Genomic DNA, 15080 nt, shown 5'->3' with positions numbered 1-15080 from the left:
TTGCAGGGCGGCTTTTTACGCCCCTCCCGCTGGCGGGAGGGGCGTAAAACTCAATGCCCCGCCTGCGGCCCGCGCGCGATTCCCGACAGCGCGAGTTGTTCGTCGATCGCCGCGAGCAGCCGCGCGAGCGCCGCCTCGTCCGCCGCCTCGGCGCGTGCAACGAGCACATCCTGCGTGTTCGACGCACGAAGCAGCCACCAGCCGTCGTCGGTGAGCACCCGCGCGCCATCGGTACGGTCGACTTGCGCGCCCGCCGCGGCGAGCCGGTCCAGAACTTCCTCCACAATGGCGAATTTGCGGACCTCGTCGACCTGAAAGCGCATTTCGGGGGTGTTGACCATCGGCGCCATTTCGCCGCGCAAGCGGGTCACGCTCTTGCCGAGCTTCGCCGCCGCCTCGATCAGCCGCACGGCGGCATAGGGCGCATCGTCGAAACCATAATAGCGGTCGGCGAAGAAGATATGGCCGCTCATCTCGCCCGCGAGCGGGCTGCCGGTTTCCTTCATCTTCGCCTTGATCAGGCTGTGGCCGGTTTTCCACATCATCGGCTGGCCGCCCAGTTCGGCGACGCGATCGAACAAGGCCTGACTGGCCTTCACATCGGCGATGATCGTCGCGCCGGGCATGTCTGCAAGCAAGGCGGCGGCATAGATTTGCAACAGCTGGTCGCCCCAGATCACCCGGCCCTCGCCGTCGATCGCGCCGATCCGGTCGCCGTCTCCATCGAAAGCGACGCCGAAATCGAGATTCTTCTCCGCGACCAGCGCCTTCAGGTCGGCCAGATTCTTTTCCTCGGTGGGATCGGGATGGTGGTTCGGGAAATGACCGTCGATATCGGTATAAAGAAGGAAATGCTCGCCGGGCAACTTCGCGGTCAGCTTCTCGATGACGGTGCCCGCGGCGCCGTTACCGGCGTCCCAGCCGATGCGGAGGGCGTCGCCGGCGAACCCCTCGACCAGCCGGTCGACATAGGCGTCGACGATGTCGATGCGCTCCGACGATCCCTCGCCCCCCGGGCCGACGGCATCCCAGTCGCCCGCGGCGGCCATGGTGCCGATCGCCTGAATGTCGGCGCCGAAGAAAGGACGCCCCTGAAGCACCATCTTGAAGCCATTATAGTCGGGGGGGTTGTGGCTGCCGGTTATCTGTATGCCGCCATCGACCTCTTCGGTTGACGCCGCATAATAGAGCATCGGGGTCGGTCCGAGGCCGACATTCAGCGCATCGACGCCCGCGGCATTAATGCCTTCGACCAGCGCATCGCACAGCATCGGCGACGACAGTCGCCCGTCATACCCCACCGCGACGCGCTTTCCGCCGGCACGGCGTATGATCGTCGCAAAGCTGCGCCCGATCGCATAGGCATCCTTCGCCGAAAGCGTATCGCCGACGACGCCGCGAATGTCATATTCGCGCAGCATGGTCGGGTGGAAAATATGCGTCATCAAGGGCCTCGCTGATGGGGAGAGAAAAGGTCAGGCGGCGGCGAACAGGTCGCCGTCGGGGTGCATCCGTTCGCGCGCCGGCAGGTTGAGCCCGCCCATCGCTTCGCGCAATTCCTGCCGCGCGACGACATGGCCGATCCCCATGCCGCCCAGATGCGCCTTGTCGAGCAGGGTGAGCCCGGCCGGGAAAAGCTCGCGATAGATGACGCGTTCGCCCAGACCCGGGATGACGCGAAAGCCGACGCGGCGCGAAAGCTGGGTCAATGCTTCACCGACGCGGCGCATATTATGCGCGTCGACATGCTGGAGGCGGTTGCGCAGGATGATCCAGTCGATCGTCCGTCCGTCGGTCTTGGCGCGCGCCTTGCGCGTGTCCCAGATCAGCTCGGAGTAAAAGCTCGGCCGCACGACCTGAAAGGTTTCGGGATCGACCTGCCCGATCAGGTCGAAATCGATGAAGCTGTCGTTGATCGGCGTGACCAGCGTGTCGGCGCTCGTCGCCATGTGGCGCGCGAACACATCGTCGCGGCCCGGGGTGTCGGCGATCAGATAGTCGGCATTTTCGCTCAGCCGCGCGACCTGTTCGTCGAGTTCCTCGATCGTGCTTCCTTCGAACACCTCGAAATTGGGGGTCGGCAGCTTGATCTCGCGGCGCTGTTCGGTGCTTTTGCGATTTTCGAGATAGCGGTGAAAGGTGCGCTGGCGCGGGTCGAGATCGATCCCCGCGACGCGCCATCCCTGACTGGCGAGCGCGACCGCGAAATGGACGGCGCAGGTCGACTTTCCGGTCCCGCCCTTTTCATTGGCGAAGATGATCCGGTGCGGTGGGGGCTTCGTCGCGGAATTCGTCATGGGGCGTTGCGATTTTCCTGTCAGCGGCGCATGGCGTGCGCGTGGGTGGTGCATGGGCGCCGCCAATATCGGAGGCCGGGCAAGGGTGCAAATCATCCGTGATATTGCCACGCTTCATCGCGCCGTCGCGGCGCTGAAGCAGGGCGGCAAAAGCGTGGCACTGGTGCCCACCATGGGCGCGCTTCACGAAGGCCATATTTCGCTCGTCCGCATGGGACGCCGCGTCGCCGACCATGTCGTCGCATCGATCTTCGTCAACCCGACCCAGTTCGGCCCGAACGAGGATTTCGCCGCCTACCCGCGCGACGAAGCCCGCGACGCCGGGATGCTTGTCGAGGAGGGCGTCGCCCTGCTGTGGGCGCCCGACGTCGGCGTCATGTATCCGGCGGGCCATGCCACGCATATCGAGGTCGCCGAACTCGGCGCCGATTATTGCGGCGCCGCACGCCCCGGCCATTTCGACGGCGTCGCGACCGTCGTCGCCAAATTGTTCAATCAGGTCCGCCCCGATATCGCGATTTTCGGCGAAAAAGACTGGCAGCAGCTCGCGATCATCCGCCGCATGGCGCGCGACCTCGATTTCGATATCGACATATTGGGCGCCCCGATCGCGCGCGCCGGCGACGGCCTCGCGCTGTCGTCGCGCAACGCCTATCTGTCAGCCGAACAGCGCAAGGCCGCGGTCAGCTTTCCCAAAGCGCTCACGACCGCAGCCGCTGCGCTGGCGAGCGGCGCCGATCTGTATGAGACGCTGGCGAAGGCCGAAGCGGCGATCGTCGCAGGCGGGTTCGACAGCGTCGATTATATCGCGCTCGCCGATGCCGACAGCCTCGAACAGCTCGCCACCTTTCGCGCCTCGGCGCGCCTGCTGGCGGCGGCAAGAATGGGAAAAACGCGGCTGATCGACAATTATCCGGTGGGTTGACCGGTACAAAACCCGCAGATTTTCGGGAGTTTTGCCATTTATCCCCAACAAAATCGCGTTGCCGTTAACCTTTTATTGACCATGAACGGCAAGGATTGACCCCGAAAGCTTCCATGTGGGGTGGAGGTGACAGGGGGTTATCATGGCGAACAGTCTGAAGTCTGCCCAATATCTGATCGAAAGCCGGTTGCTCGATGCGGCCCGCGGCGATGCAGGCGCCTATTTCGATCTGGGAATTGCTTATTCGACCGGCAGCGGCGGGGTCGATGTCGACCTGATCCAGGCGCATAAATGGTTCAACCTTGCCGCGCTCGGCGGCAATGTCGAAGGCCAGCAGTGCCGCGCCGACCTGTCCGGCGAAATGTCACGCGACGAAATTTCCGAGGCACAGCGCCAGGCGCGCGCGTGGCTCGACGAAACCGCCCGCCGCCCGGCAGCCCGGCGGTTTGCGGCCTGATCATATTCGGGGGCTCGCAACCGGCGTCATGCCGGACCTGATCCGGCATCCATTCCACGGCCGAAGCATGGACCCCGAATCCAGTCCGGGGTGACGAAGGCGGGACAGGCAGCTAGTCCTTCCGCCGAAACGGCATATGCCCTTCGAGCCATTCCATTTCCTGCGCTTCGGCCGCCCGCTCGCGCTCCAGAAATTCCGCGACGGCACGCCGGAAACCCGGGTCGGCGATGAAATGCGCCGACCAGGTCGCAACGGGGCCATAGCCGCGCGCGAGCTTGTGCCCGCCCTGCGCGCCCGCCTCGACCCGCGCCAGACCGCGTTCGATCGCGATGTCGATCGCCCGGTAATAGCATAGCTCGAAATGCAGATAGGGGATGTCGGTCAGGCAGCCCCAATAGCGGCCATAGAGCGTGTCGGCGCCGACGAAGTGCATCGCTCCCGCAACCGCGCGCTCTGCATCGTCATAAGCGATCAACAAGATGACCCGGTCGGCCATTTGCGCGCCGATCAGGTCGAACGCCTCACGGGTCAGATAGGGCTGGCCCCATTTGCGCGCGCCGGTGTCCTGATAGAAAAGCCACATCGCGTCCCAGTGATCGGGGCCGATCGCCGCGCCGGTCAATTCCTCGATCCGCAGCCCCGCGACGGCGCGGGCGCGTTCCTTGCGCAGTTGCTTGCGCCGCGCCGAGGTCAGCGTCGCCAGAAACGCTTCGAAACCGGCATAGCCGCTGTTCGCAAAGTGAAACTGGACGTCACGGCGGACGAGCCAGCCCGCGTCTTCGAACAAGGCCATCTGCCCGGGCGCGACGAAGGTCGCATGCGCCGACGACAGCCCGTTCTGGCGCACCACCGCCTCGGCGGCGCGGATCAGCAGCCGTGCACCATCCTCATCCCGCGCCAGCAGACGCGGCCCCGGCACCGGGGTGAAGGGCGCCGCAATCTGCAGCTTGGGATAATAATCGCCGCCCGCGCGCGCCCACGCATCGGCCCAGCCCTGATCGAAGACATATTCGCCCTGACTGTGCGATTTGAGATAGGCAGGCGCTGCCGCGACGAGCGCGCCATTCTCATCCTCGACCAGCAAAGGCGCCGCCTGCCAGCCAGTCCCCGGCCCGACGCTGCCCGATGTTTCGAGCAGCGACAGAAAGTCATGACTGACGAACGGATTGGCCCCGTCGTGGAGCGCGTCCCACGCCGCGGCATCGATCGCACTCACCCCGGTGCCGAGCGAGATCGTCCGCGCGGGCGGGTCGGCTTCGGCCATCTAGGGTCTGTACCCGGTTACCACGCCATCGAGGCGCCCAAATGGCGAGGCGTCCCGAAGGGACTTGATCAAAATGGCCCATTGCTTCGTCAAGAAGCCTTGAAATATCGACATATTCCTACGCCTTCTTTCCTCGCACTGAGCCATTTTGCTTCAAACCTCGATGCCGTGGTAACCGGGTACAGACCCTAGGCCGGGCGCACCGCGACGATCGCGTCGACCTCGACCGCCGCGCCGAGCGGCAGCACCGCGACCCCGACCGCGCTGCGCGCATGGCGACCAACATCGCCGAACAGCGATTCCATCAGTTCGGATGCGCCGTTCGCGACCTTGGGCTGCGCGGTGAAATCGGGGCTGCTGCTGATAAAGACGCCCAGCTTGACGATCTTCTCGACTCGCGACCAGTCGCCGCCCACCGCCTTGCCGATCTGCGCAACGAGCATCAGCGCGCAGCGGCGCGCGGCGTCATATCCCGATGCCTCGTCCATGTCGGCGCCCAGCCGGCCGGTAACGACCGCACCGTCGCGAAACGGCAATTGCCCGCTGATGTGGAGCAGCCCGCCCACTTCGACGACGGGAACATAGGCGGCGACCGGCGCCGCAGGCTGGGGAAGTTCGAGGCCGAGTTCGGCGAGTTTGGCGGCGATATCCATAGGGTCAGTCCTTTTCTGCGAGCGCGGGGGAGGGCGCGGGGATGTTTTCGGCGAGGCGCGCAAGAATCCAGTCGCGCGCTTCGGTCCAGTCGTCGATTCGCGCATGGGCGTATCGTGCGGGTGCAATCTTGTCGGCAATCGCGGGTTCGCCGACCAGATGGAGCCGCCACACTTCGGGCGCTTCCTGCGCGACCGACGTATGATGGCCCGGAAGATCGTCGATGAACACCGCGACCGAAGGCTTGTATTCCTCGATCAGCCGGCGCACCGGTTCGCCCTTGCCACCGCGGCTGCCGATCACCGGCGCGTGAAAATCGTGAAGCGCGAGTTGTTCGGTCCGCGCCGCCTGATGTTCGGGCCCGACATTGGTCAGCACGACGATATCGGCCGCGGCGCCGATCGCCGCCATCGCCGCCAAAGCACCCGCGATCGGATATTGCCGCGCCATTTCCTTGCGGAAAAAGCCGTCGAGCAGCGGCCAGACCTCGGCCGCCTCCAGCGGCGTGCCGCATTCCTTGCGCTTGAGCGCTCCGGCAAAGCTCGCATCCTCGATGCGGAACAAAACGCCATGTTCGGCGTCGACCCATTCGGCGAAGGGCACGACCATGTGCATCAGCACCTCGTCGCAGTCGGTGATCACCAGCGGGCGGTTCATGCGTCCATTCCTTCCAGCCCCTCAAGGCGATGCGCCGCAGCGGCGAGTTGTTCGGGTTTGACCTGCAACGCAGCGGCGCAAGCGACGAGGTCGCTTTCATGCGCCGTCAGGAAAGACAGAATCGCCGCCAGCGTCGCGCGCTCGCCCAGCGAACTGCGCAATTCATCGGGCGCGAGGCCGGTCAACGCCAGCAGGCGTTCGGCGCGCGGCTCATCCGCGAGGATCCATCCCAGCGCACCCAGCGCCAGTGCCGCGTCGTCATCGAGCAAAGCATTTGTCCCTTCATCGGGAGGCAATTGTGTCATGGCGCCGATTCGCCTAAACGGACCGCGGACGCAAGCGGGGAAAGCGTAAAACATGGGCAAGACCATATTGGTCGTCGAAGATAACGAGCTTAACCTGCGCCTGTTTTGCGACTTGCTCAATGCCCATGGCTATAGCGCCCATCCGGTGCGCGACGGCCGCGATGCGCTGACAAAAGCGCGCGAGGTGTCACCCGACCTCATCATCATGGACATCCAGCTCCCATATGTCAGCGGGCTTGAACTGATCGGCCAGATGAAGGCCGACCCGACCTTGCGCACCGTCCCGATCATGGCGGTGACCGCCTATGCCGGCAAAGGCGACGAGGAACAGATTCGCGCCGCAGGGGCCGAGGCCTATGTCTCGAAACCGATTTCGGTAATCAAATTCATCGAGAGCGTCGGGGCTTTCGCCTGAGCGCGCGGGAGGCCGCCCTGTGTTTCTTGTCTTTCTCGCCGCGCTGACGACACCATCCGTCCCCCCGCCCGCCATTCGGGTCGGGACATACAGCTACCCCCGTTACGATCGCAAAGTTGCGCTCGACCCGCTGGCCCGGATGATCGCGCGCATCTCCGGACGGCCGACGCAAATCCGGCTTCTCGACACCCCGGATGCCCTCGCCGATGCGTTGTGCAAAGGCGAGGTCGATGTTGCGATGACCAATCTTGGCGCGTTCGTGAAGATTCGCGAATGCCCGAAGGTCAGCGCGATCGCCGTGCTCGATACCCCCGCGCCGGTGCTGGAGCGATACCGCGGCGTCCTGCTGTCGCGCCGCGATGCCGGCGTTTCGGACCTCATGGAGCTCAAGGCCCGCGCCGGCGGACTGCGCTACAGCGAAGTGCTTCCAGGCTCGACATCCGGCGCGCTGGTTCAGGCCGATGCGCTGCGCGCGACCGGAGCCGGGCCCTCGCCCTTCATGGCGCTGCGCCATGCCGGAACGCACGAGGCCGTGCTGGATGATTTGCTGACGGGGCGCGCCGATGTCGGGGCGCTCGCCGAGGAACCCTGGCGAAAATTGCAAGCCGACGATCCCGCCGGCGCGGCCCGTCTCGCCTTGCTGTGGCGATCCAGCCCGCTTCCGCCGGGACCCGTGGTTTGCCGGGCGAGCGCGATCGTCGATTGCGACGCCATCCGGTCGGAACTGCTGGGTCCGGCCGGCGGCGAAACCGCAGCGGCGCTGTCAGAGGGCTGGACCGAAACCGCCGGGGCGACCCGCTTTCAGGCTTTTGCCCCGGCGCGCTACGACATGTTCAAAGCGCGCTAGTCGCTTCGCGACTATACGCGCGGCCGCTTCCACGGCGCGGCATAGTGAATGGCCACAGCGGCGGCTGACGCCTCGGTCATGACTGCCCAGGCGCGGCTGAGCCAGCTCGATTCGGGATTCTGGTTCATCGTCAATCTCCTTGCGTCCGGGCCGCTTTTCGGGGGGGGAGGGAGGGCGGCCCGGACGACGCTCATCTACATCGGAGGGCATGGCGATTGGCGCCAAAATTGCGCATGATTGCGACCAATTTTCGCGCTATGGGCATAATCATGCGAAAAATGATCGATCTCGACAGTTTCGACCGCCGCCTGCTCGACGAGGTGCGCCACGACAATCTCCAGCCCGCGCGCGTGCTGGCGGAAAAGGTCGGGCTGTCGCTGTCGGCCGTGCTGCGCCGTCTGCGCCGCCTGCGCGAAGAAAAGGTGATCGTCGCCGATATCGCGGTGGTCAATCCGGCGCTGACCGGATCGGCGCTCACCATGCATGTGCTGATCCAGATGCAGCAGGCGGGCCCGCAAACCATGGACAGCTTCGCACGCGAGATCGTTCGCCATCCCGAAATCACGGCCGCGTGGGACGTGACCGGCGACGATGATTTCCTGCTGAAGGTTCAGGTTGGATCGATGGAGGAATATGACGTCTTCACGCGCCGCGCGCTCGGCGAGGACAAGGGCGTCCATTCGTTCAAGACGCTCATCACGATCCGCCACATCATCGAGAATGAGCTGGCGCGGCGTCCGCTACGCGATCGCTGATCCGTGCTCCGAACGGCGCGCACGAAAAAGGGCGGCGCAAAGGGCCGCCCCGGATCCCGGCTTTCGCCGGGATGATACATGTCCGTCCCGCGCGCTTTTCAGCGCACGGGGCGATGCATCACTTGATCTTCGATTCCTTGAACTCGACATGCTTGCGCACGACGGGATCATATTTGCGCACGGCCATCTTCTCGGTCATCGTGCGGGGATTCTTTTTCGTCACATAGAAAAAGCCCGTGTCAGCGGTGCTCACCAGCTTGATCTTGACGGTCGTCGGCTTGGCCATGGCCCTGTTCCTCGAAATATTGGCACATCTGCCGCCGGGCGGCCTATGCGGCGGGACCAGGGCCCCGACTGCTTGTGGTGAAAACATATAAGGGCCGCGCACGTGGCGCCGCCCCCGATATCCCGGCGCCTTTGGCGGGATTCGCCCTTTCTGTCAAGCGAAAGGCGCGGGTCCCGACTGTTGGCGGACGGCACCGGCCGCCCGCCATAATCGCGCTCAGCCGTTCCGAATCTGGAAACGGACGGTCATCGTCTTCCAGCTTTCTTCGGCAACGCCCCCGCGTGTCGCGGGCTTGAAGCGCCATTTGGCGAGCGCGCGTCGCTTCGTCTCCTCGAAAAACCCCTGGCTGTCGCTGCTCACCAGCTCGACCGCCTTCACCCGGCCGTCGGTGCCGATCAGCACACGGACCTTTGCCATGCCTTCGATCTCGCGCCGCTGTTCGCTCGCCGGATAATCGGGCTGGAACAACCCGGCAAAGCGCGGGTCGAGTTCGGCAAGGACCAGCGGCGGCTTGGGCGGCGGCGCGGGCTCGGCGGTCGGCCCTCCCGTGCCGGTTCCCGTCGGCGGGACATAGGGCGGCAGCGGCGGCGCGTCGGGCGGATTCTCGGCCAGCGGAGGCAGGATCGTCTCGGGCGCCGTAAAATGCGTCTCCACCTGCTTCGTCTGCGGCTTCGCGTCGGGCCGGGGCTCGGCCGGTGTGGGCTTGGAAAGCGGGAATGACTTCCACGGCGTCGGCTCGGATTGCGGCGCCCGCTCGATAATCATCGGCGACAGCGCCACGGCGACGACCAGCGCGACGGGCAAGCCGATCGCCAGCGTCGCGGCGAGTGGACGATGCCCCGCGCCCGAATCATAGGAACCGCGCCGGGAAAGCTCCGCCGCGCCGACCGGCACGGTCACCGTCCCGGGCCTCGCGACGATCGCCGAAATCAGGGGTATCAGGGTCATGGCCTCTCTCCTTGCCTAACGACCCGGCCGCGCCACCTTCCGACTGCGGCTATCGACCAAGTCAGATGAAAAGAGATATTATAACATTACCAATATTGTCAAGCGACAGAGTCGGCAAAGGGGGCGCACCCGAAAAAGCGCCTTTTAGCTGGCGGAAAGCCGCGCCACCGCCTGATCCTTGGCGATCAGCGGCAGCAATTCGGCCATGTCCGGGCCATGGTCGCGCGCGGTCAGCGCGCGGCGCAGCGGCAGGAACAGCGCGCGGCCCTTCGCCCCCGTCGCGTCCTTCACCGCGCCGGTCAGCGCGTGCCAGGGGTCGGCATCCCAGTCGATCCCGGGCGCCGACGCCGCCGCCGCCGCGAGCACCGGCCGGTCGGCTTCGTCGGCGGGCGGCGCGACAAACGGACCGTCGAATATCGCGACCCAATCGGCAGCCTCGGCGACGGTCATCAGGTTCGGGCGAATCGCGTGCCAGCGCGCGGGCGTGATCGCGGCGGGCAGCCGGCCCGCGACCGCCGCATGGTCGGTGTGGTGGAGAATCTTCTGGTTGAGCAGCGCCAGCTCCCTCTCATCGAAGCGCGCCGGAGCGCGGCCGAAGCGCGCAAAATCGATGCTTTCGATCAGCGGCGCCAGCGACGTCACCGGCTCGACCGGATCGCTCGTCCCCAATCGCGCGAGCAAGGCCGCGAGCGCGACCGGCTCGATCCCGGCTTCGCGCAGCCCGTCCATGCCGAGCGACCCCAGCCGCTTCGACAATTTGCCCTCGGTCCCGACGAGCAGCGCCTCATGCGCGAACGCCGGCGGCTTCGCCCCCAGCGCTTCGAACATCTGGATCTGTGTCGCGGTGTTCGACACATGATCCTCGCCGCGCACGACATGGGTGATCCCCATATCGATATCGTCGATCACGCTCGGCAGCAGATAGAGCCAGCTGCCGTCGGCGCGGCGCACCACCGGGTCGGACATGGTTTTGGGTTCGAAATGCTGATCGCCGCGCACCATGTCGGACCATATGATTGGCGCATCATGATCGAGGCGAAAGCGCCAGTGCGGCGCGACGCCCTCGGGCACCGGTGCGTCCCCGGGCTTGCGCTCGTAAACCGGGGGAAGCCCGCGCGAGAGCAAAATCTTGCGGCGAATATCGAGCTCTTCGGGGGTCTCGTAACAGGCATAGACGCGCCCCGCCGCCTTCAGCTTCGCAAACTCGCCCTCGTACAGGGCAAAGCGCGCCGACTGGCGCTCCTCGCCGTCGATATCGAACCCCAGCCACGCCAGATCGGCGCGGATCGCGTCGACATATTCCTCTTTCGACCGCTCGAGATCGGTGTCGTCGATGCGCAGCAGGAAGCGCCCGCCATGCTTGCGCGCCCACATCCAGTTGTGGAGCGCAGTGCGGACATTGCCGACGTGCAGGGTGCCGGTCGGCGACGGAGCGAAACGGGTAACAACGGTCATGGCGCGCCTATAACCGCTTTGATCGCGGCGTGGCGACAGATTTGATGATCCGCGCCGCGATGCCGGGAAACCGGAACGCGTGCCGCCCCCTATCCCGTCCGAAACCCGTGCGTAATCGGATAGCGCCGGTCGCGACCGAAATTGCGCGTCGACAATTTGACCCCCGGCGGCGCCTGACGGCGCTTGTACTCGGCGAGCATCAGCAGGCGCTCGATCCGCACCACCGCATCGCGGTCGAAACCGTAACGCGCGACAACATCGTCGACGCTCGCTTCCTCCTCGACCAGCATATGGAGCATGCGGTCGAGGTCCACATAGGGCGGCAGGCTGTCCTCATCCTTCTGGTCGGGGCGCAGTTCGGCGCTTGGCGGCTTGGTGATGATCCTGTCGGGCATCACCGGGGTCACCGGATTGCGCGACAGGCGCGGGACATTCTCGTTGCGCCACTTCGAAACCGCGAACACCGTCAGCTTGTACGCGTCCTTCAGCGGATTATAGCCGCCCGCCATGTCGCCATAGATGGTCGCATAACCAACGCTCATCTCGCTCTTGTTGCCCGTGGTCAGCAGCATCGGCCCGAACTTGTTCGACAGCGCCATCAAGGTCACGCCGCGGATGCGTGACTGGACATTTTCCTCGGTGATATCGACTTGCCTGTCGGCGAAGCTGCCCGCGAGCATCTGATCGAACGCCTCGACCGCAGGCGAGATCGCGATCGTATCGAGCCTGCAGCCGATCATGCCTGCACAACCCGCGGCATCGTCGAGGCTCGCCTGACTCGTGAAGCGGCTCGGCATCATCACGCACCAGACCTTGTCGGGACCAAGCGCGTCGGCCGCGATCGCGGCGCAGATCGCCGAATCGATCCCGCCCGACAGCCCGAGCACGACCCCCGGAAAGCGGTTGCGCTCGACATAGTCGCGCAGGCTGACGATCATCGCGCTATAGATATCGGCGGGATGCGCCTCCCACTCGGCGATCGCGCCGCTGTCGCAGATCCAGCCCGCCGCGCCTTTTGCCCAGCGCGTGACGCGCTCCTCGGGCTCCCAATCGGTCAGCCGGTGCGCCGTGCTGCCATCGGCATTCAGCACGAACGAACAGCCGTCGAACACCAGCTCGTCCTGCCCGCCGATGCGGTTCAAAAAGATCAGCGGCAGGCGGGTTTCGGCGACACGGCCTGCGAACACCTGCGTCAGCCGCCGCTCGTCCTTGTCGATCTCATAGGGGCTGCCGTTGACCGAAATCAGCAGCTCGGCGCCCTGATCAGCGAGATGCCGGCACACCGTCGGCAACCAGCCATCCTCGCAGATCGGCAGGCCCAGCTTCACCCCGCGCCACTCGACGATATCGGGAAGCGGCCCCGGCGCGAACACGCGCTTTTCGTCAAAGGTGCCGTAATTGGGCAGTTCATGCTTGCGCCGCGTCGCGACGATTTTGCCGCCGTCGAGCAACGCGACGATATTGTAGAGGTATGCGCCCTCGCGCTCGACCGACCCGACGAGCATCGCCGGCCCGCCATCGGCGGTCTCCGCCGCCAGTTCGGCGAGCATCGCCGCGGCACGCTCCGCCAAAGCGGGCTTCAGCACCAGATCCTCGGGCGGATAGCCGATCAGTTGCAGCTCGGGATAGAGGATCAGGTCGGCGCCGGGATGCCGCGCGCGGATCGCCCGCATCGCTTCGGCATTGGCGGCAAGGTCGCCGACGACCTGCGTCATCTGGGCAAGGACGATGGTAAGCTCTTGGGTCATGCCATGCGGTTTAGGACGAACCACCCGGAATTCAACCGCGGACCCGCTCGATCGTCCGTTATAGGATAGAAAGCCGTTACAGTCCGTCACCCCTCGTCACCCCGGACTTGATCCGGGATCCATGACCGCCCTCGCCCTCTGGACCCCGGATCAAGTCCGGGATGACGAAGGGGAGAATGTCAGCTTTGGGGTGGGTAGCGGACGGGGGACGTTGACACTTTTTCATCGGACAGACTGCGCGGTAGTTTGGAACGCGCTTGCTTGTTGATTCTGATCCTCCTTTCCATTTTACTATGGAAATTCTCGCTGGGCTTCATCATGACGAAGGGACGTGAATGCCTTCTCTTTTTGTTTCAGCCATACCGCTGAAGATAAGCGCACTGAATATTTTGGCCTTGTTGGGAGTAGCGATGGCCAACGCTGAGAACATACAGCCCGAGTTCGTGACAGTTCAGCTATTTGTGTGCCCCTCAAAGAATGAATGGGCGATATCTGAATGCGGTATGCAGGCTGCGATACTGGGCGACGCCGCTAAACTGATCAGCTTCCATGACTATCCGGCCCGCGCAAATCGGGAGCAACGCGGGGGAGTCGTCTATTTTCGGCTGTTTGCGGATACTTCCAAACAGGTGCCTGGCAATCCAGCGAACGGATACCGCTCGGGAGATTGTAGGATTATTCGCTCTAGCGGTCATGATGATCTCGACAACGAGACCTGCAAACTATTGAAACGCAGGGTGATTTTTATATCGAGTTCGGTCAATGCAACGCAGTCCGGTGTCGATGGCCGAGTAATTTGGGTACCGAGTTGGGTCGTACAGCCGGACTTTCCCGCGTACCATAGCCGCCAATGATCGTTTGTGAGGCACCGGAACGTCCGCAACTGGTCGTGTCCAGTGATTGTGATCAGGACGACCGATCAAAGTACGGAATGCCGACGGCGGGTGCGTAAGTCCGCACGATGCTCCACTTTCCGTCATCACTCAGTCGGAGTACGTCCATGTTTTGTGAGGCATATGGGGCGTTGACCCCCGCCGAGTCCGCCATCGCAAGATTGTAGCTGCAGATGCGTTCGCTGGCGGTTTCGGTTTCTGAGCAGGTCAAATCACGCACATAGGCTTGGTAGTTGCCGCATATGCAGACACCGTTCGTGAACATAACGCAGGAGCCAATTTCGCCAGAATGCAGCGCCTCAACTATCTCTATGGTCGGATTCGACACTGGGACCGTTGCTGGCGCGGCAAGAAGAATTACGAATGCTGTGATCATCGAAATCCTCCCTCTTCATCATCTGATCTTAGTGCTTCATGCTCCAAAGTCGAGACGAACAACATAGCCAAACCAGGTGAAAGCGATCCTTGCCTCGTCAACCGGCAAAATGGGTGCAGAATGTCGGCAATTGGTCGTTTTCTGCCATTTCGCCCAGACGGGTACGAAGGCCGAAATGGGGTAGGAAGCGGACCCTGCAGAGTTTACCATCTTGTTACTTGTATCTGCGATCACCGAACCATGATCGGTACGCAGGCACCCAAGGGCTTCGGCCTCCTCTTCGTAATTGTGGGCATCCCACTGATCCTCTGGGACGCGTCAGGCACTAACAGTGAGCTTGAGGCCCTAGACGCTTCGGGTAGCACTGAAAGCGCACGCATCGAGGCATGCGAGGCGAAAGCGGTTAAGCTTGAACCCAACTCGTTGGCGCGACGCCAACTGTGCGGCTGCATTGTCAAGAAAGCTTCTGAGCGCGGCGCCTTTAAGGATTACGGTGCTTACGACGAGAGTTTACTTGAGCCTATAGTTGGCGAGTGCATGCGCGGAGGCTGATGTCCACAACTGGTCGATTGCAGCCATTCTTGTTCCCCGGCGAAAGCCGAAGCCCAGTGAGTTACAGCGCAAGCGTCGATCTCGTACCACCCCGTCTCCCGTCCTTCACCGGGCAACAAGAATGGCTTGGCGTCACCAGGGCCCCCAAAAACCGCTTTCCTACAAATAACCCATATGGTTCACTCATTCGGTTTTGACGTACCGAAAGGACGAATCCATGGAAAGCACCGCCCCCAATCCCACCGACAT

General features: G+C 63.9%; 18 protein-coding genes. 7 read left to right on the top strand and 11 right to left on the bottom strand.

All coding sequences use genetic code 11. From position 1 onward, the window contains the following. Nucleotides 1-50: 50 nt before the first annotated feature. Complete coding sequence (gene pgmG, locus AC1RRJ_RS12390) at nt 51-1445, bottom strand: phosphoglucomutase/phosphomannomutase PgmG (RefSeq protein ID WP_493123094.1); 1395 nt, start codon at nt 1443-1445, stop codon at nt 51-53. 30 nt (nt 1446-1475) lie between these two features. Then, nucleotides 1476-2297 carry a division plane positioning ATPase MipZ gene (locus AC1RRJ_RS12385; protein WP_493123092.1) on the bottom strand — a complete coding sequence of 274 codons (822 nt, stop codon included), beginning with the start codon at nt 2295-2297 and terminating at the stop codon, nt 1476-1478. Between the two features lie 85 nt (nt 2298-2382). Here AC1RRJ_RS12385 and panC point away from each other — a divergent pair, with 85 nt between their 5' ends. Beyond that, nucleotides 2383-3222: a pantoate--beta-alanine ligase gene (gene panC / locus AC1RRJ_RS12380; protein ID WP_493123090.1), complete on the top strand. Its 840-nt coding sequence runs from the start codon at nt 2383-2385 to the stop codon at nt 3220-3222. A gap of 142 nt (nt 3223-3364) precedes the next feature. Further along, nucleotides 3365-3679, top strand: coding sequence for a hypothetical protein (locus AC1RRJ_RS12375; RefSeq protein WP_493123088.1), 315 nt, complete (start codon nt 3365-3367; stop codon nt 3677-3679). Nucleotides 3680-3791: 112 nt separating this feature from the next. On the opposite strand, the gene AC1RRJ_RS12370 is transcribed toward AC1RRJ_RS12375, so the two are convergent. The 4 genes from AC1RRJ_RS12370 to AC1RRJ_RS12355 all read right to left on the bottom strand — a co-directional run bounded on the left by AC1RRJ_RS12370 (nt 3792) and on the right by AC1RRJ_RS12355 (nt 6556). Further along, nucleotides 3792-4943, bottom strand: coding sequence for a GNAT family N-acetyltransferase (locus AC1RRJ_RS12370; RefSeq protein ID WP_493123086.1), 1152 nt, complete (start codon nt 4941-4943; stop codon nt 3792-3794). Between the two features lie 188 nt (nt 4944-5131). Then, on the bottom strand, nt 5132-5596 hold the full coding sequence (locus tag AC1RRJ_RS12365) for a RidA family protein (protein ID WP_493123084.1): 465 nt from the start codon (nt 5594-5596) through the stop codon (nt 5132-5134). 4 nt (nt 5597-5600) lie between these two features. After that, on the bottom strand, nt 5601-6251 hold the full coding sequence (locus AC1RRJ_RS12360; RefSeq protein WP_493123082.1) for an HAD family hydrolase: 651 nt from the start codon (nt 6249-6251) through the stop codon (nt 5601-5603). After that, nucleotides 6248-6556, bottom strand: a complete 309-nt coding sequence (locus tag AC1RRJ_RS12355; RefSeq protein WP_493123080.1) for a DUF3572 family protein — start codon at nt 6554-6556, stop codon at nt 6248-6250. Before AC1RRJ_RS12355 ends, AC1RRJ_RS12360 begins: the two co-directional genes overlap by 4 nt. Nucleotides 6557-6608: 52 nt before the next feature. On the opposite strand from AC1RRJ_RS12355, the gene AC1RRJ_RS12350 reads away from it, so the two are divergent. The 3 genes from AC1RRJ_RS12350 (at nt 6609) to AC1RRJ_RS12340 (ending at nt 8573) form a co-directional block, all read left to right on the top strand. Next, on the top strand, nt 6609-6971 hold the full coding sequence (locus AC1RRJ_RS12350; protein WP_493123078.1) for a response regulator: 363 nt from the start codon (nt 6609-6611) through the stop codon (nt 6969-6971). Between the two features lie 19 nt (nt 6972-6990). Then, nucleotides 6991-7818, top strand: coding sequence for a phosphate/phosphite/phosphonate ABC transporter substrate-binding protein (locus AC1RRJ_RS12345; protein WP_493123076.1), 828 nt, complete (start codon nt 6991-6993; stop codon nt 7816-7818). 269 nt (nt 7819-8087) lie between these two features. Further along, nucleotides 8088-8573, top strand: a complete 486-nt coding sequence (locus AC1RRJ_RS12340; RefSeq protein ID WP_493123074.1) for an Lrp/AsnC family transcriptional regulator — start codon at nt 8088-8090, stop codon at nt 8571-8573. Between the two features lie 118 nt (nt 8574-8691). On the opposite strand, the gene rpmG is transcribed toward AC1RRJ_RS12340, so the two are convergent. The 4 genes from rpmG to AC1RRJ_RS12320 form a co-directional block, all read right to left on the bottom strand. Beyond that, entirely contained in the window at nt 8692-8859 is a 168-nt protein-coding gene (rpmG, locus tag AC1RRJ_RS12335; RefSeq protein WP_088473680.1) for a 50S ribosomal protein L33, read from the bottom strand. 216 nt (nt 8860-9075) lie between these two features. Then, entirely contained in the window at nt 9076-9807 is a 732-nt protein-coding gene (locus tag AC1RRJ_RS12330) for an energy transducer TonB (protein WP_493123071.1), read from the bottom strand. Nucleotides 9808-9951: 144 nt separating this feature from the next. After that, the gene (gene gltX, locus AC1RRJ_RS12325) at nt 9952-11262 is read right to left on the bottom strand and encodes a glutamate--tRNA ligase (RefSeq protein ID WP_493123069.1); all 1311 of its coding nucleotides are present in this window, start codon (nt 11260-11262) and stop codon (nt 9952-9954) included. A gap of 89 nt (nt 11263-11351) precedes the next feature. Further along, entirely contained in the window at nt 11352-13010 is a 1659-nt protein-coding gene (locus tag AC1RRJ_RS12320) for an NAD+ synthase (RefSeq protein ID WP_493123068.1), read from the bottom strand. Nucleotides 13011-13345: 335 nt separating this feature from the next. Between AC1RRJ_RS12320 and AC1RRJ_RS12315 the strand changes: the two genes are divergently transcribed. Further along, a complete protein-coding gene (locus AC1RRJ_RS12315) occupies nt 13346-13864 on the top strand; it encodes an energy transducer TonB (protein ID WP_493123066.1) in 519 nt (172 codons plus the stop codon). 52 nt (nt 13865-13916) lie between these two features. Here the strand turns inward: AC1RRJ_RS12315 and AC1RRJ_RS12310 are convergent, their stop codons facing one another. After that, complete coding sequence (locus AC1RRJ_RS12310; RefSeq protein WP_493123064.1) at nt 13917-14279, bottom strand: hypothetical protein; 363 nt, start codon at nt 14277-14279, stop codon at nt 13917-13919. A gap of 240 nt (nt 14280-14519) precedes the next feature. Between AC1RRJ_RS12310 and AC1RRJ_RS12305 the strand changes: the two genes are divergently transcribed. Next, on the top strand, nt 14520-14831 hold the full coding sequence (locus tag AC1RRJ_RS12305) for a hypothetical protein (protein ID WP_493123062.1): 312 nt from the start codon (nt 14520-14522) through the stop codon (nt 14829-14831). The last annotated feature ends 249 nt before the right edge of the window (nt 14832-15080 follow it).

This window comes from Sphingopyxis sp. GW821-FHT12C06 (assembly GCF_058807415.1).
This window is presented reverse-complemented; position numbering and strand designations above follow the sequence as displayed.